We start from the raw sequence: 16,827 nt of genomic DNA, 5'->3' as shown, positions 1-16,827 counted from the left end.
GGGGGAACGCGCGGCAGCGGCCGCGGCGCGCCGCCGACGCCGCGTGGGGTGCGGACGCCCGGACGCTCCAGGTCGCGCGGCCCCGGGCTCAGGCCGACGGCACCCGCACGACGAGCGCCCCCGGGTCGACGCGTGCCCGCAGCTCGGTGACGCGCCCGACGACGTCGCCGTCGACCTGCACGTGGTCGCCGCCCGGGACGACGAGGCGCACCTCCTGCGCGCGCGTGTGGTCGATGCGGCCGATCTTCGCGGGCAGCTCGTTGCGTACGCCGACGCCCTGCAGCACGACCTCCCCGAGCAGCTGCGCCCAGCCGGCGATCCCGGCGCGGGTGTCGATCGCGGCGACGTCGAGCCAGCCGTCGTCGAGCTCCGCGTCGGGCAGGAGCGTGATCCCGCCGGGCAGCCGCCCGCAGTTGCCGATGAGCAGGCTGCGCAGGCGTGTCGTGGTGGTCTGCTGGTCGTCGAGCCGGACGTGCACGCGCGTGCGCCGGCCGTGCAGGTGCCGCATCCCGGCGAAGAAGTACGCGATCCAGCCGACCCGCGCCTTGAGCTGCTCGTCGGTGTCGGCGACCATCGCCGCGTCGAACCCGACGCCCGCGATGACGAGGAAGATGTGGTCGCGCGGCAGGTCGGTGTCGTCGGGCAGGTCGTCGGCGGCCTCGGCGACGTCGTCGTGCACGTCGGACTCGAACCGCAGCACGCGCAGCCAGCCGACGTCGATCGTCCGGTCCCGGCCGTCGAGCGCGACGTGCAGCGCGGCCAGCGGGTCGGACAGCGGCAGGTCGAGGTTGCGGGCCAGCAGGTTGCCGGTGCCGAGCGGGATCAGGCCCATGGGGACGCCCGTGCCGACGAGCCCCTCGGCGACGGCCCGCACCGTCCCGTCGCCGCCGATCGCGACGACGACGTCGGCACCCTGGTCGACGGCGGCGCGCGTCTGCCCGACCCCCGGGTCCTCGACCGTCGTCTCGAGCCACAGCGGCTCGGGCAGGAGCTGGTCGGCGCACGCGCGCACGACCGCGGCCCGCAGGTGCGCCACGTCGGGCTTGGACGGGTTGGCGACGAACGCGACGAGCTGACCGCTGCCCTGGACGTCGCGCGCGAGCCGCAGCGCGCGGGCCACCTGCGCCCGTCCGGGGGACTCGATCCGGCGCCGCAGCTCCCTCTGCCGCACCCACAGCAGCAGCGCGATCCCGAGCGCGGCGAGCGCGAGGACGCCGGCCACGACCGCGACCCACCCCTCCCACGCCATGCGGGCAATCTAGGCCCCCGACCGGGCCCCCGACCTGCGGACGCGCCACCCACCCCCCGCCCCGGGGAACCGCCCCACCCTCGACACCCCGCCACGCCCGTCCCTCCCTCCCTCTCGACCCCGACCCCGAGCCGCAGCCGCGGCCCTCCCCTCCACCCCCTCCGGCGCCGAGATCGCGACCTCCCGCCGAGATCGCGAGTCCTGCCTCGCGATCGGGGCGAGAGCTCGCGATCTCGCGGGCGGGCGGGCGGCTGGGGGTGGGGGTGGAGGTGGGGAGAGGGGGGCCGGGGGAGGGGCGGGGCGGCAGGGCGGGGTGCGGCGGGGGTGGGGCGGGGCGGCAGCGCGGGATGCGGCGGGGTGGGGCGGGGCGGCAGGGCGGGGGTGGGGCGGGGCGGCAGGGTGGGTGCGGCGGGGGTGGGGAGGGAGGGGTGGGGGTGGGTCGGTAGCATCGGGCGGGTGATCGATCTGCGGCTCCTGCGGGAGGACCCCGACCTCGTCCGGAACAGCCAGGTGCTCCGCGGGGACGACCCGTCCCTGGTCGACCAGGTCCTCGACGCCGACGCCCGCCGCCGGGCCGCCCTGACCCAGTTCGAGACGCTGCGGGCCGAGCAGAAGGCCCACGGCAAGAAGGTCGCGGCCGCGCAGGGCAACGAGAAGCACGCGCTGCTCGCGCACGGGAAGTCGCTTGCCGAGCAGGTCAAGGGCCTGCAGCAGGAGGCCGAGGAGGCCGAGCGGCACGCCGCGGACCTCACGCGCCGCATCGGCAACGTGGTCGAGGACGGCGTCCCGGGCGGCGGCGAGGACGACTACGTCGTCGTCGAGCACGTCGGCACGCCCCGCGACTTCGCGGCCGAGTACGGCGACGGCTTCGCGGTCCGCGACCACCTCGCGCTCGGCGAGGGTCTGGCCGCGATCGACACCGAGCGCGGCGCGAAGGTGTCGGGCGCGCGGTTCTACTACCTCACGGGCCTCGGGGCGCGGCTCGAGCTCGCGCTGCTCAACGCGGCCGTCGACCGGGCGCTCGCGGCCGGGTTCACGCCCGTCATCACGCCGACGCTCGTCAAGCCCGAGGTCATGGCGGGCACCGGGTTCCTCGGGGCCCACGCGGACGAGATCTACCACCTCCCCGCCGACGACCTGTACCTCGTCGGCACGTCGGAGGTCGCGCTCGCGGGGTACCACAGCGGCGAGATCCTCGACCTGAGCGGCGGCCCGAAGCGCTACGCGGGCTGGAGCGCGTGCTACCGGCGCGAGGCCGGCTCGTACGGCAAGGACACGCGCGGCATCATCCGCGTGCACCAGTTCCACAAGGTCGAGGCGTTCTCGTACACGACCGTCGAGGACGCGGCCGACGAGCACCGGCGGATCCTCGGCTGGGAGAAGGAGATGCTCGACCTCGTCGAGCTGCCCTACCGCGTCATCGACACCGCCGCGGGCGACCTGGGCAGCAGCGCGGCCCGCAAGTTCGACTGCGAGGCGTGGCTGCCGAGCCAGCAGCGGTGGCTCGAGCTCACGTCGACGTCGAACTGCACGACGTTCCAGGCGCGCCGCCTCGGCGTGCGGGAGCGGACCGCCGACGGCACGGTGCGCCCGGTGGCGACGCTCAACGGCACCCTCGCGACGACGCGCTGGATCGTGGCGATCCTGGAGAACCACCAGCAGGAGGACGGCTCGGTGCGGGTGCCCGAGGCGCTGCGGCCGTACCTCGGCGGCCTCGAGGTGCTGGAGCCCGTGCGATGAGCCGCTGCCGCCTCGTGGCCCTCGACGTCGACGGGACCCTCATGTCCTACGACGGCGTGCTGTCCGACGACGTCCGCGAGGCCGTCGCGGCGGTCCGGGACGCGGGCGTGCACGTGGTGCTCGCGACGGGCCGCGGGGCGCACTCCGCGGTGCCGGTCGCGCGCGAGCTCGGGCTCACCGAGGGGTGGGTCGTGTGCTCCAACGGCGCCGTGACGGCGCGCCTCGACGGCAGCCCCGAGGGGTTCGTCGTCGACCGGTCGGTGACGTTCGACCCGGGCCCGGCGCTGCGCACGATCGCGATGGAGCTGCCGGACGCGCTCATCGCGGTCGAGGACCTGGGCGTGGGGTTCAAGGTGTCGGCGGACTTCCCGACGGGGGAGCTGTCGGGTCGCGTCGAGGTGGTGCCGTTCGAGGAGCTCGCGTCCACGCCCGCGACGCGTGTCGTCATCCGGGCGCCCGAGGCGAGCCCCGAGGAGTTCCACGCGCTGGTGGAGCGCGTCGGCCTGCACGAGGTCGAGTACGCGGTCGGCTGGTCGGCGTGGCTCGACCTCACCCCGGGCGGGGTGTCGAAGGCGAGCGCGCTCGAGGAGATCCGGCAGCACGAGGGCGTCGAGCCGTTCCAGACGGTCGCCGTGGGGGACGGCAGCAACGACGTGCAGATGCTGCGCTGGGCCGCGCGCGGCGTCGCGATGGGTCACGCGACGGACACCGTCCGCGCCGCGGCCGACGAGGTGACGGGGACGATCGAGGACGACGGCGCCGTCGCGGTGCTCCGCAGCCTCCTGGTCTGACGGGTCCGTCACGTCGACCGACCGCGCGGTAGGCCGCTCAGGTCTGCGACCTGCGCGAAGACTGACCGGCGTGTCGGCGCTTCGTTGCGCAATCGTGACCGACTTGTCCCCCTCCGAGAGTTGCGGTCGCGTTGCGCAACGGCTTGCATCGCAGTGGAGGGCGCGACAGGGGTAGGTCGTGCCTCCGGCAGACATGACGACGTGGAGGTCTCATGAACATGCGGAAGCGCCGCGGCTACGCGGCGGCGGCGGCAGCGGGTGCGAGCCTGGCTCTGGTGCTCACGGCCTGCTCCGACGGGGGCGACGACAACGGGGGCGGCGGGGGTGATGACGAGCCCACCGTCGACTGTGCGGCCTTCGAGGAGTACGGCGACCTGTCGGGCAAGCAGATCAGCGTCTACACGTCGATCGTGGACCCGGAGGCGCAGCAGCAGCGCGACTCCTACGTCCCGTTCGAGGAGTGCACGGGCGCCGAGATCGTGTACGAGGGGTCGCGGGAGTTCGAGGCACAGCTCCCCGTCCGCCTGGAGGCCGGCAACCCGCCGGACATCGCCTACGTGCCGCAGCCGGGCTTCCTCGCGTCGCTCGTCGCCGACTACCCCGACGTGGTCGTCCCGGCCCCGCAGGGCGTCATCGACAACGTCGCCGAGTACTTCTCGGAAGACTGGGCCGGGTACGGCACGGTCGACGACACGCTCTACGCGTCGCCGCTCGGCGCGAACGCCAAGTCGTTCGTCTGGTACTCGCCGCAGTTCTTCGAGGAGTACGGCTACGAGATCCCGGAGACGTGGGACGACCTCGTCGCCCTGTCGGACAAGGTCGTCGAGGACTACCCGGACGGCAGCGTGAAGCCGTGGTGCGCCGGCATCGAGTCCGGTGACGCGACCGGCTGGCCGGCCACCGACTGGCTCGAGGACATGGTGCTGCGCACGGCCGGCGCCGACGTGTACGACCAGTGGTACAAGCACGAGATCCCGTTCAACGACCCGCAGATCCTCGCGGCGCTGCAGGCCACGGGCGAGATCCTCAAGAACCCCGACTACGTCAACGGCGGCCTGGGCGACGTGACGTCCATCGCGACGGCCCCGTGGACCGAGGCCGGCTACGGCATCCTCGACGGCTCGTGCCTCATGCACCGGGCGGCCAACTTCTACGCGGCCAACTGGGACGAGGGCGTGACGGTCCAGGAGGAGCCGACCGACCAGGGCGTGTACGCAGGTTCTACCTGCCGAGCATGGACGACACCAAGCCGATCCTCGGCGGTGGCGAGTTCGTGACCGGCTTCTCCGACCGTCCCGAGGTCGAGGCGTTCCGCGCCTACCTCGCGTCGCCGGAGTGGGCGAACGCCAAGGCCGAGGCCACCCCGCAGGGTGGCTGGTTCAGCGCGAACAACGGGCTCGACCCCGAGCTCATCGTGCAGCCCGTCGACAAGCTCGCGTTCGAGCTCATGACGGACGACGCGTACACCTTCCGCTTCGACGGCTCCGACCTCATGCCGGGTGCCGTGGGTGCGGACGCCTTCTGGAAGCAGATGGTGGCGTGGATCGCGGAGGACCAGTCCGACGAGGAGACGCTCGACAACATCGAGGCGGCCTGGCCCGCCTCGTGACGCGGCGACCGGACTGAGGCGACGTGGTGGGAGCCGTCAGCGGTTCCCACCACGTCGTCGTCCCGGCCGCCCCGACGCCCCGCGCGCCCGCGCGCCCCCTCGTGCTCCACGCCGGCCTCGACGGCGAGGAAGGGTGACTCATGGACTGGCTGCTCCACCCGGACACGACGCCGGAGAAGCTCGCGCTGATGCTCGTCGCGATCCTCCTGTTCGTCGCCGTCATGGGCCTGATCCTCTTCGGGATCGACAAGATCAAGCGGCTGCCCGTGTGGGCAGTCGTCCTCGGCTTCCTCGGGCCGACCGTGCTGTTCCTCGTCTTCGGCCTGCTGTACCCGGGCCTGCGCACCGTCCGGGCGTCGTTCTACGACAACAAGGGGCGCGAGTTCGTCGGCGTGGACAACTACGTCCGCGCGTTCACGGAGGACCAGTTCCAGATCGTCCTGCGCAACACGCTGCTGTGGGTCGTGCTCGTGCCGCTGCTCGCGACGTTCATCGGGCTCGTCTACGCGGTCCTCGTCGACCGGTCCCGGTTCGAGTCGTTCGCCAAGACGCTGATCTTCCTGCCGATGGCGATCTCGCTCGTCGGCGCGTCGATCATCTGGAAGTTCGTCTACGAGTACCGCCCGGACCAGGGGCAGATCCAGCAGATCGGCCTCGCCAACCAGATCCTCGTGTGGCTCGGGCTGCCACCCCAGCAGTTCCTGCTCGACCAGCCCGCGAACACGTTGTTCCTCATCGCGGTCATGGTGTGGATCCAGGCCGGGTTCGCGATGACCGTCCTGTCCGCCGCGATCAAGGCGATCCCCGACGACATCGTCGAGGCGGCGCGGCTCGACGGCCTGCACGGCGTCGGCATGTTCCGCTACATCACGGTGCCGAGCATCCGGCCCGCGCTCGTCGTCGTGCTCACCACGATCGCCATGGCGACGCTCAAGGTCTTCGACATCGTCCGGACCATGACGGGCGGCAACTTCAACACCTCGGTCGTGGCGTACGAGTTCTACACGCAGAGCTTCCGGGCCCAGCAGCAGGGCCTGGGCGCCGCGCTCGCGGTGCTGCTCTTCGTGCTCGTCATCCCGATCGTCGTCTACAACGTCCGGCAGCTGCGGCTCGCGGAGGAGATCCGATGACCGTCATCCCTCCCACCACGCTCGTCTCGGAGGACGAGGGCGACACCCGCAAGGTGCCGAGCAAGCTGTCCCGGGCCGACCGGCGCGCGCTGGCCGTCAAGGGCAAGATCAGCTCGCCCTGGGCGTCGGGCATCGCGATCGTGCTGGCGATCCTGTGGACCGTCCCGACGTTCGGGCTGTTCGTCACGTCGTTCCGGCCCCGTGCCGAGATCCGGACCACGGGCTGGTGGACGCTGCCGTGGAACCCCGAGCTGACGTTCGACAACTACCAGGAGGCGCTGTTCGGCTCCTCGACGAGCCTGTCGACCTTCTTCGTCAACTCGGTCGTCATCACGCTGCCCGCCGTCGTCATCCCGATCTCGCTCGCGCTGCTCGCGGCGTACGCGTTCGCGTGGATCGAGTTCAAGGGCCGCAACCTGCTGTTCGTCGCCGTCTTCGCGCTGCAGGTCGTGCCCATCCAGGTGACCCTCATCCCGCTGCTGTCGCAGTACGTCGACTGGGGGCTCGCGGGGTCCTACTGGGTGGTGTGGCTGTCGCACTCGATCTTCGCGCTGCCGCTCGCGATCTACCTGCTGCACAACTTCATGAAGGACATCCCGGCGTCGCTCGTCGAGGCCGCACGCGTCGACGGCGCCGGGCACGTGAAGATCTTCTTCCGCGTGCTGCTGCCGCTGCTCACGCCCGCGATCGCGTCGTTCGCGATCTTCCAGTTCCTGTGGGTGTGGAACGACCTGCTCGTCGCGCTCGTGTTCGCGGGCGGGACGACGGACGTCGCCCCGCTGACCGTCCGGGTCGCCGAGCTCGCGGGCACGCGCGGGTCGCAGTGGCACCTGCTGTCGGCGGGCGCGTTCGTCGCGATGGTCGTGCCGCTGGTCGTGTTCCTCGCGCTGCAGCGGTACTTCGTGCGTGGCCTGCTCGGCGGTGCCGTGAAGGGCTGACCGCCGCAGCAGCACCGCGGCCCGCACCCCGTCGAGGGTGCGGGCCGCAGTGCTGCGCGGTGAGCGGCGGGGGCCGGGTGAGAAGGTGGGCGGGTGCCCGCGCCCCTGCTGTTCGTCCTGTCGGGGCTGACCCAGTACCTCGGCGCCGCGATCGCGGTGGGGCTGTTCGACGAGCTGCCCGCGGCGGTCGTCGCGTGGCTGCGGCTCGCGGTCGCCGCGGTCGTCCTGCTGGTGTGGCGGCGACCGTGGCGCGAGCGTGACCGGTGGACGCGCCGGTCCGTCGTGACGACCGTGCTGTTCGGCGTCGTGCTCGGTCTCATGAACGTCGCGTTCTACGTCGCGATCCAGCACCTGCCGCTCGGCACCGCGGTCGCGCTCGAGTTCGTCGGGCCGGTCGCGGTGGCGGCCGTCACCGGGCGGGGATGGCGCGACCGTGCCGCGATCGGGGTCGCCGCGCTGGGCGTGGTGCTGCTGGCCGGGGTGACGCTCGGCTCGGGCGCGGTGCCGGGCGGCGACGCGGTCGTCGGCCTCGTCGCGATCGGGGTGTCCGCGGCCTGCTGGGCCGGGTACATCCTGCTCGGGCGCCGGGTCGCGACCGCCGAGACGGGCGGGGTCACCGGCCTGTCCGTCGCGATGACCGCGGGCGCGCTGGTCCTCGCCCCGTTCTTCGTCGCCGACGCCGCGCCCGCCGTCACCGACGCGAGGCTCGCGCTGCTGGTCGTCGGCGTCGCCGTGCTGTCCTCGGTCGTGCCCTACGCGCTCGAGCAGGTCGTCCTGCGCCGGGTCAGGCCCGCGACGTTCGCCGTCCTGCTCGCGCTGCTGCCCGCGACCGCGGCCGTCGTCGGTGCCGTCGTGCTGCGTCAGGTCCCGCACCCGGCGGAGCTCGTGGGGCTGCTCCTCGTCTCGGGTGCGATCGCGCTGTCGGCGACCGACCACGACGTGGCCGACGAGGCGCCGCCCCCGGCGTGACCGCCGGCCCCCGCGGCGCGCGTCAGAGGTACTGGCCCGTGCCCCCGTCCTCCTCCTCCGGGTGCCCGAGCGTGAACCCGGGCGGCGTCGCGACCGCGGGACCGCGCCCCGGGGGCAGCGCGCGCCGCATCTGCGACAGCTGCGCTTGCGCCGCCATCTGCTGTGCGACGAGTGCGGTCTGGATGCCGTGGAACAGGCCCTCGAGCCACCCGACCAGCTGCGCCTGCGCGATCCGCAGCTCCGCGTCCGACGGCGTCTGCTCGTCGACGAACGGCAGCGTGATCCGGTGCAGCTCCGCGACGAGCTCCGGCGACAGGCCGTCCTCGAGCTCCTTGAGCGAGCGCTCGTGCACCTCCGCGAGCCGGGCGCGGGCCACGTCGTCGAGCGGGGCGCTGCGCACCTCGTCGAGCAGCTGCTTGATCATCGTGCCGATCCGCATGACCTTCGCGGGCTCGCCCACCAGGTCGGTGACGTCCTCGCGCTCCTCCTCGGCACCCGCCTCGGGGCCACGACCGGCGCCGGGCGCCGGCACGACCACCACCCGCGGCCCCGTCCCGCCCTCGGCCTGCTCCTGCGGCTCGTCCTGACGTGCGTCGCTGTCGCTCATCCGGGCATTGTGTCCCGCCCGTCCCGGCCCGGCCAGCACGGCCCGGCGCACCCGTGCGCGTCGGTAGGGTGTGCGCATGTCCTGGCTGACGACGCCCGCGCACGCCCGGTGGCTCGAGGGTGAGACCGACCGGTTGCTGGACTTCGGGAGGGCGTCGGCGCTCCCCGGCGGCGGCTTCGCCCGGCAGGACGACGAGGGCCGGCCCGTCGACGGCCCGCTCGAGCTGTGGATCGCGTGCCGCATGACGCACGTGTACGCCATCGGCCACCTGCTCGGCCGCCCGGGCTCCGCCGCGCTCGTCGACCACGGGCTCGCGGCGCTGCGCGGCGTCTTCCACGACGACGAGCACGGCGGCTGGTTCGCCGAGGTCGAGCGCGACGGCACGCCGCGCGACACCGACAAGGCCGCCTACCCGCACGCGTTCGTCGTGCTCGCCGCGTCCAGCGCGACCGCGGCGGGCCGGCCCGGGGCGCGCGAGCTGCTCGACGAGGCCCTCGCGGTGTCCGAGCAGCGCTTCTGGGACGACGCGGCCGGCATGGCCGTCGAGCAGTGGGACCGCACGTTCACGGACCTCGACGCGTACCGCGGCGTCAACGCCAACATGCACACCGTCGAGGCGTACCTCGCGGCCGCCGACGTCACCGGGCACCGCGTCTGGCTGGACCGCGCCGTGCGGATCGTCGAGCGCGTCGTGCACGGCTTCGCGCGCGGCAACTCCTGGCGCATCCCCGAGCACTTCGACTCTGCGTGGACCGCCGACCTCGAGTACAACGTCGACACCCCCGCGCACCCCTTCCGCCCCTACGGCGCGACGATCGGCCACTGGTTCGAGTGGGCGCGGCTCACCCTGCACGCGCGTGCCGCGATCACGGCACGCGGCGACGTCGCCCCGGCGTGGATGCTCGACGACGCCGTCGCGCTGTTCGACGCCGGCGTGCGCGAGGGCTGGGACGTCGACGGCGCCCCCGGGTTCGTCTACACGGTCGACTGGTCGGGCCGTCCCGTGGTGCGCGAGCGCATGCACTGGGTCGCCGCCGAGGCGGTCGCCGCGGCCGCGACGCTGCACGCCGCCACGGGGGAGCAGCGCTTCGACGACCTGTACACGCTGTGGTGGGAGTACGTCGGCGCGCACCACCTGGACCGCGAGGGCGGCTCCTGGTGGCACGAGCTGGGGACCGACAACACGGTGTCCCGGACGGTGTGGGCCGGCAAGGCCGACCTCTACCACGCGGTGCAGGCCACGCTCGTGCCGCGGCTGCCGCTCGCACCGGTCATCGTCCCGGCGCTCGCCGCAGGCCTGCTGGACTGATCCGGCGGCCCCGGGACGGTCCGCCGCGGCCGGGGCTCGCCGCGCGGGGCCAGGGTCAGGGGACGAGCAGGACCTTCCCGAAGACCTCGCCGGCCTCCAGCATCCGGTGCGCCCGCGCCGCCTCGTCGAGCGGGACGCGCTCGTGCACGACCGGGCGCAGCCGCCCGTCGGTGAGCATCGGCCACACGTGCCGCGCGACGCCGTCGACGATCGCGGCCTTCTGCGCGTGCGGCCGCGAACGCAGGGTCGTCCCCACGACGGACGCCCGCCGGGCGAGCAGCAGCCCGAGGTCGAGCTCGGCGCGGCGGCCCTGCTGCAGGCCGATGACGACGAGCCGCCCCCCGTCGGCGAGCAGCCGCAGGTTGTCGGGCAGCGCGCGGCCGCCGAGCACGTCGAGCACCACGTCGACGCCCCGGTGGTCGGTCGCCGCCCGGACCCTCCCGACGAGGTCGTCCTCGCGGTGGTCCAGCACGACGTCGGCGCCGAGGTCCGCGACCCGCCGCACGCGGTCGGGCCCGCCCGCGGTCGCCAGCACCCGGGTGCCGAGCGCGCGGGCCACCTGGACGGCCACCGACCCGACGCCGCCGGAGCCGCCGTGCACCAGCAGCGTCTCCCCGGGGGCGAGGTGCGCGGCGCGCAGGTTGGACCACACGGTGGCGACCGCCTCGGGCAGCGCGGCCGCGTCGACGAGGGGCAGGTCGTCCGGCACGGGCAGGCACAGGTCGGCCCGGACCGTCACCCGTTCGGCGTAACCTCCACCCGCGAGGAGAGCAGCGACACGGTCGCCGACGCCCCACCGGTCGACCGCGTCGTCGCCGACGGCCACGACGGTGCCCGACACCTCGAGCCCGGGCCACGCCGGTGCACCCGGCGGCGGGGGGTAGTGGCCCTCCCTCTGGAGGACGTCGGCCCGGTTGACCCCTGCCGCGCTGACCTGCACCAGGACGTCCCCGGGCCCCGGTGTGGGCTCCGGGACGTCCTCGACCCGCAGCACCTCCGCGGGACCTGGCCCGTCGACCACGACTGCCCTCATCTGCGCACCTTAGCGGCCGTCCCGACGCGGCCCGGTAGGGTGCGCACCTGGTCCCCACCCGCCGTATCCCATCGGGTGAGGTCCGTGGCAAACTCTGCCGCGGGCTAATGGTCCGGTGTCCAGGAGCCGATGACGGCGGTGGACCCCTCGTGGGGTTCTTGGGACGCAGGGCCGGCACGCCCCCCGGTGGCAACACCCGTGTCGGGTGGAGGAAAGGAACGACATGCTGCGACGGCTTGGCATCCGCGCCAAGGTGATGGCTGTCCTCGCCGTGCCCATGCTCGTCCTGTTCGGTGCCGGGGCGTTCATCTCGTACGACGCCATCCGCGAGGCGCAGCGCGTGCGCGCCGCCGAGGGTGCGGTCCTCGCGCTCCAGGCGTACGCGCCGCTCGCGAGCGCGATCCAGACGGAGCGCACGCTGTCCGTCAACGGCGTGACGGGCGACCCGCTGGTCGCCGCGCGCGACGAGACGGACTCGCTGCTCGCGAAGGTCAAGCCGCTCACGCGCGAGCTCGACCTCGACGAGTTCCCGCAGCCCGTCGTCGAGCAGTTCCAGGAGGTCCAGCTCACCCACAACACGCTGCTCCCGCAGGTGCGACGCCTCGTGGACGGCAAGGGTGAGCGCGGCCAGGTCGGCAACAGCTACGAGCAGATCATCGACGGGCAGATCGACCTCGTCGAGCAGGTCGCCAACGCGCTCGACGACCGCGAGCTCGCGTCCTACGTGACCGCCTACCGCGACGTCGGCGCGACCGCGGACAGCCTCGTCACCGAGATGCTCGACGGCCAGCGCCTCATGCGCGCCGTCAACGCGCAGGTCGCCGCCGCCCGTGCCTACGCGAACACCGCGGCCACCACCGAGATCGCCCGTGCCCGTGCCCGCGCCTCCGTCGAGCGGCTCGGCGAGCAGGGCATCACGATGCCGAACCGCGACCCCTCCTCGTCCTTCACCGCCATGCGGTCCTGGCTGCAGCAGGGAAACGCGGGCGGTATCGCCCAGGTGAACCAGGAGGCGTACGTCGGTGAGGTGACCCAGCAGCTGACCTCGCTGGGTGCCGTCAACGACGCCGTCCTCGAGCGCGCCGCCGAGATCGCCGACGCGGCCGCCACGAACGCCGAGACCCGCGCGATCTACACGATCGCCATCGCGCTCGTCGCCGCCGGCCTGTCCCTCATGTTCGCCCTCGTCATCGCCCGAGGCATCGTCACGCCGCTGCGGCGCCTGACGGCCGCGGCGTCCGAGGTCCGCGAGCAGCTCCCGAAGCTGGTCGAGCAGGTGGCCGTCCCCGGTGAGGGCCCCGAGATCGTGCTCGAGCCCATCCCCGTGACGACGCGTGACGAGGTCGGCGCGCTCGCCGAGGCGTTCAACTCCGTGAACGCCACGACCGTCCAGGTCGCCCAGGAGCAGGCCGCCCTGCGTGGCTCGATCGCGGAGATGTTCGTCAACGTCGCCCGCCGCGACCAGGTCCTGCTGAACCGGCAGCTGTCGTTCATCGACTCCCTCGAGCGTGCGGAGGAGGACCCGTCGACCCTGGCGAACCTGTTCCGCCTCGACCACCTCGCCACCCGTATGCGCCGGAACGCGGAGTCCCTCCTCGTGCTCGCCGGCATCGACTCGGGCCGTCGCCTGCGCGACGCGATGCCGCTGTCCGACGTGATCCGGACCGCGTCCTCCGAGATCGAGCAGTACGACCGCGTCGAGCTCGACCTGCAGGTCGACCCGCACATGCTCGGGTTCAACGCCCTCGGCGCCGCGCACATGCTCGCCGAGCTCCTCGAGAACGCGACGATCTTCTCCGAGCCGGAGACGCCCGTCACGGTCACCACCGGCGTCTCGGGCCAGTACGTGTACGTCCGCATCCTCGACCACGGCCTCGGCATGACGGACGCCGAGATCGCGGCCGCGAACGCGAAGATCGTGTCGGTCTCCGCGAGCGACGCCCTGGGCGCCCAGCGCCTCGGCCTCTTCGTCGTCGGCCGCATCGCCCAGCGCCTCGGCGCCGAGGTCAAGCTGCACAAGAGCTCGCACGGCACCGGCACGGAGACCATCGTCCGGTTCCCGTCGACGCTGTTCGCCGCGACCGAGACGTCGCTGTACGGCGCGCCGTCCGCACCGGCCGCGGCCCAGCTGCCGGCCGCGGCACCGGCCCCCGCGGCCGACGCCGCGCCGGTCGTCCGCGAGGTCGACCTCGCCGCACTGACCGACGGCCAGACGGGCCTCGGCCTGCCGCGTCGCAAGCGCGGTGACGACACCGGCGAGCAGGAGGTCGCACCCGGCTCCCTGCCGGTCCGTGGCGGCGGCCAGCTGCCGACGCGCTCCGCGAAGACGTTCGACGAGGACAAGATCGTCCTGCCCGAGGTGCCCTCCGGCAACCTCAGCGCCGACCTCGGCTCGGCGGGCACCGAGTGGACGCCCCCGACCATCGCCACGACGCCGCTGGGCTCCGGCCTGCCGAGCCGCCAGCGCGCCGGCACGTCCGCCTGGGCCGCTCCCGAGCCCGAGCAGCCGGCCGCCCCCGCGGCCCCGGCGTCGCCGTCCGCGCGTGCCGGCCTGTTCTCCGGCTTCCGTGGCCGCGGCGAGATCGTCACCGGCACCCCCGCGTCCGGCATCGAGATCCCCGGCCTCGCCGACGACGACGCCCCGCAGCGCCCGGCCGACCCGGTGCGCGCGCCGTGGATGGCCCTCGGCGGTGCGCACTCCGCCGGCCCGGAGCCGGTCGTGGTCCCGGGCCTGGTGGAGGACTCCGAGGAGGAGGCCTGGCGTCCGACCGAGCCTGCTCGCGAGGAGGCCCAGCCTGCGGCCGAGGTCGAGCCCGCGTGGTCGCCGACGCCTGCGGCGGATGCGGAGCCCGCGTGGGCCCCGACGCCCGCTGCCGAGGCGGAGCCGGCATGGTCGCCGACGCCTGCTGCTGACGCGGAGCCCGCCTGGTCGCCGACGCCTGCTGCTGACGCGGAGCCCGCCTGGGCCCCGACGCCTGCGGCCGACGCCGAGCCGGCGTGGTCGCCGACGCCCGCGGCGGATGCGGAGCCGGCCTGGTCGCCGACGCCTGCCGCCGACGCCGAGCCTGCCTGGGCCCCGACGCCTGCCGCCGACGCGGAGCCCGCCTGGTCGCCGACGCCTGCTGCCGACGCCGAGCCGGCGTGGTCGCCGACGCCTGCTGCTGACGCGGAGCCCGCCTGGGCCCCGACGTTCGCCGCCGAGGCCGAGCCGGCCTGGTCGCCGACGCCCGCCGACGCGGAGCCCGCCTGGGCGCCGACGCCCGTCGCCGAGGCCGAGCCCGCGTGGGCGCCGACCCCGGCCCCCGAGGCCGAGAGCTGGGCCCCGACGCATGCCGCCGACGCCCCCGCGCACGAGGCGTGGCAGGCCGAGGAGGCCGCCGCCCCGCTGCCGACGCGGAGCCGTGTCGCGGAGCCCGCGGCGTGGTCCGCGCCCGCCGAGGCCGCCCCCGAGGCACCCGCCGCCACCGAGCAGGCGCCTGCCGCCGAGACGCCCGTGTGGACGTCGCGCATGCAGGGCTTCACCTCCTACAGCGGCTACTCCGGCTGGGCGGCGCGTCAGGCCGCGCAGGCCGAGGTGCCGTTCGAGAAGGCTCTCGACGAGGCCCGTGCCTGGCACACCGGTGCGATCCCGGTCGTGCCCGAGGCCTCTGCCGCCGCGCCCGAGACGTCGGCCCCCGAGTCCGACGACGCGTGGCCGACCCCCTCGTGGGAGACGCCGACGTGGGAGCCGCCGACGTGGCAGGCACCCGCATGGCAGGACGCCGAGCCCGCAGCCGAGCCGGTCGCGCAGGTCGAGCCCGAGCCCGCCCCCGTGCAGCTCGCCCCGGAGGAGCCGGAGCCCGCTCCGTGGCAGGCCGCGGCTGCGCCCACGGCGGCGTGGCAGGCTCCCGCCGTCGAGGAGCAGCCCGCGTGGCAGGCCCCGGTCGCGGAGCAGACGCCGTGGCAGCCGCCCGTCGCCGAGGAGCAGCCGGCGTGGCAGGCCCCGGTCGCGGAGCAGACGCCGTGGCAGCCGCCCGTCGCCGAGGAGCAGCCGGCGTGGCAGGCTCCCGTCGCGGAGCAGACGCCCTGGCAGCCGCCGGCCGCCGAGCAGCCCGCGTGGCAGGAGCCGCAGCAGGAGCGTCCGGCGCAGCCGTTCGCCCCCGTCGACTCCGCGCAGCCCGCCCCGACGCAGCAGCCCAGCCCCGCCTGGGCGCCGGCACCGGTCGCCGCGACCACCCCCGGTGGCGGCTTCGCCGAGGTCGTGCGTCCGGACGAGCAGGACAAGCCCAAGCGTCGCTGGGGTCTGTTCGGGCGCAAGAAGGGCGAGGACGGCGAGCCGCTGTCCGGCCCGACGCCGGTCGCGCACGCTGAGGCCGTCGAGCAGCCCGTCCGCTCGTCCGCCTGGAACAACGAGCCGCAGGCCGCGCCCGCCGCACCGGCGTGGGCAGCGTCCACGTGGTCGGCCCCGTCCGCCCCGACGCCGGCGCCCGCGCCCGTCCCGGCCGCCCCGCCCGAGCCGCGTCCCGCGGCCGGCTGGGCACCGCCGGAGTGGGCCCCGCGTCCGCCCGCCGCGGCGGCTCCCGCCGCCACGGTCCCGCACCCGACGCTCCCGCCGTCCGTCGCGCCCCGCATCGGGACGCTGGACGACGAGGTCGCCGCGATGCTGGCCATGCGGTCGGACATCCAGGAGCAGGCGCTGTCGGAGCTGAGCCAGCTCTCGGCCTACCGTCCGGCCTCGATGGGCACGTCCAGCGAGACGCTGACCCGTCGTGTTCCTTCCGCTGTGCCGTCGGCCGTCCCGGCCGCGGATGAGGGCAAGCCCGTGCAGCGTGACGCGGACCAGCTCCGCTCGCGCCTGTCGAGCTTCCAGTCCGGGACCAGTCGCGGCCGCCGTGCCGCGGACGGCCCGTCCGGTCAGAACGGCCAGGCCCAATGACGGCCATCGAACCCACATCAGCCGTCCCCGCCCAGGTGACGTCTCACCCAGCAGTCGTCACCGACTGCACCAGCAAGGAGGAAGTGTGACCGCGCTCAGCACCGAGGCAGCCAACTTCGGCTGGCTCCTGGACAACTTCGTCCGGACCGTGCCCGGCACTCGCCACACGCTCGTGGTGTCGGCGGACGGTCTGCTCATGGCGATGTCCGAGCAGCTCGACCGCACCAGCGGCGACCAGCTCGCGGCGATCGTCTCCGGCATGTCGAGCCTGACCCGTGGCGCGTCGCGCCAGCTCCGTGCGGGGGAGGTGCGGCAGGCCATCATCGAGATGGACAGCCTCTTCCTCTTCCTCATGAGCGTCTCCAACGGCTCGGTCCTCGCCGTCGTCGCGGAGTCGAGCTGCGACGTCGGGCTCATCGGCTACGAGATGGCGATGCTCGTCTCGCGGACCGAGGCGACCCTCACCCCGCAGCTCATCTCCGAGATGCGCGGGCAGCTCCCCGTCGACGGCGCGACCCGCGCCCCGGTGGCCTGAGA

Annotated in this window: 13 protein-coding genes; 10 read left to right on the top strand and 3 right to left on the bottom strand. The window is 74.3% G+C overall.

Annotation, left to right across the window (positions count from 1 at the left end; all coding sequences use genetic code 11):
* Window positions 1-88: 88 nt before the first annotated feature.
* The gene (locus CELF_RS18220; RefSeq protein WP_013772735.1) at window positions 89-1,249 is read right to left on the bottom strand and encodes a diacylglycerol/lipid kinase family protein; all 1,161 of its coding nucleotides are present in this window, start codon (window positions 1,247-1,249) and stop codon (window positions 89-91) included.
* A 456-nt stretch (window positions 1,250-1,705) separates the two neighbouring features.
* On the opposite strand from CELF_RS18220, the gene serS reads away from it, so the two are divergent.
* The 7 genes from serS to CELF_RS18190 all read left to right on the top strand — a co-directional run bounded on the left by serS (window position 1,706) and on the right by CELF_RS18190 (window position 8,426).
* Window positions 1,706-2,989, top strand: coding sequence for a serine--tRNA ligase (serS, locus tag CELF_RS18215; protein ID WP_041553616.1), 1,284 nt, complete (start codon window positions 1,706-1,708; stop codon window positions 2,987-2,989).
* Complete coding sequence (locus CELF_RS18210) at window positions 2,986-3,780, top strand: HAD family hydrolase (RefSeq protein ID WP_013772733.1); 795 nt, start codon at window positions 2,986-2,988, stop codon at window positions 3,778-3,780. Before serS ends, CELF_RS18210 begins: the two co-directional genes overlap by 4 nt.
* A 212-nt stretch (window positions 3,781-3,992) precedes the next feature.
* Window positions 3,993-5,057, top strand: coding sequence for an ABC transporter substrate-binding protein (locus CELF_RS18205; protein WP_311836348.1), 1,065 nt, complete (start codon window positions 3,993-3,995; stop codon window positions 5,055-5,057).
* Entirely contained in the window at window positions 5,015-5,389 is a 375-nt protein-coding gene (locus CELF_RS21475; protein ID WP_311836347.1) for a hypothetical protein, read from the top strand. Before CELF_RS18205 ends, CELF_RS21475 begins: the two co-directional genes overlap by 43 nt.
* 140 nt (window positions 5,390-5,529) lie before the next feature.
* Complete coding sequence (locus CELF_RS18200) at window positions 5,530-6,519, top strand: carbohydrate ABC transporter permease (RefSeq protein ID WP_013772732.1); 990 nt, start codon at window positions 5,530-5,532, stop codon at window positions 6,517-6,519.
* Window positions 6,516-7,457: a carbohydrate ABC transporter permease gene (locus tag CELF_RS18195; RefSeq protein WP_013772731.1), complete on the top strand. Its 942-nt coding sequence runs from the start codon at window positions 6,516-6,518 to the stop codon at window positions 7,455-7,457. The genes CELF_RS18200 and CELF_RS18195 overlap by 4 nt, the downstream gene beginning before the upstream one ends.
* A gap of 93 nt (window positions 7,458-7,550) precedes the next feature.
* Window positions 7,551-8,426 (top strand): EamA family transporter, encoded by an 876-nt coding sequence (locus CELF_RS18190; RefSeq protein ID WP_013772730.1) that lies wholly within the window; start codon window positions 7,551-7,553, stop codon window positions 8,424-8,426.
* Between the two features lie 22 nt (window positions 8,427-8,448).
* Here CELF_RS18190 and CELF_RS18185 read toward each other — a convergent pair whose 3' ends face one another.
* Window positions 8,449-9,033 (bottom strand): bacterial proteasome activator family protein, encoded by a 585-nt coding sequence (locus CELF_RS18185; protein WP_013772729.1) that lies wholly within the window; start codon window positions 9,031-9,033, stop codon window positions 8,449-8,451.
* A 76-nt stretch (window positions 9,034-9,109) separates the two neighbouring features.
* Here CELF_RS18185 and CELF_RS18180 point away from each other — a divergent pair, with 76 nt between their 5' ends.
* On the top strand, window positions 9,110-10,342 hold the full coding sequence (locus CELF_RS18180) for an AGE family epimerase/isomerase (protein WP_013772728.1): 1,233 nt from the start codon (window positions 9,110-9,112) through the stop codon (window positions 10,340-10,342).
* Window positions 10,343-10,397: 55 nt separating this feature from the next.
* Here CELF_RS18180 and CELF_RS18175 read toward each other — a convergent pair whose 3' ends face one another.
* A complete protein-coding gene (locus CELF_RS18175) occupies window positions 10,398-11,375 on the bottom strand; it encodes an NAD(P)H-quinone oxidoreductase (RefSeq protein WP_013772727.1) in 978 nt (325 codons plus the stop codon).
* A gap of 223 nt (window positions 11,376-11,598) precedes the next feature.
* Between CELF_RS18175 and CELF_RS18170 the strand changes: the two genes are divergently transcribed.
* A complete protein-coding gene (locus CELF_RS18170; RefSeq protein ID WP_013772726.1) occupies window positions 11,599-16,290 on the top strand; it encodes a nitrate- and nitrite sensing domain-containing protein in 4,692 nt (1,563 codons plus the stop codon).
* 85 nt (window positions 16,291-16,375) lie between these two features.
* Window positions 16,376-16,825 carry a roadblock/LC7 domain-containing protein gene (locus CELF_RS18165; protein ID WP_013772725.1) on the top strand — a complete coding sequence of 150 codons (450 nt, stop codon included), beginning with the start codon at window positions 16,376-16,378 and terminating at the stop codon, window positions 16,823-16,825.
* The last annotated feature ends 2 nt before the right edge of the window (window positions 16,826-16,827 follow it).

This window comes from Cellulomonas fimi ATCC 484 (assembly GCF_000212695.1).
Classification (GTDB): Bacteria; Actinomycetota; Actinomycetes; order Actinomycetales; family Cellulomonadaceae; genus Cellulomonas; species Cellulomonas fimi.
Note: the sequence above shows the minus strand (reverse complement) of the source record. Positions and strands in the feature narration are given on the sequence as shown.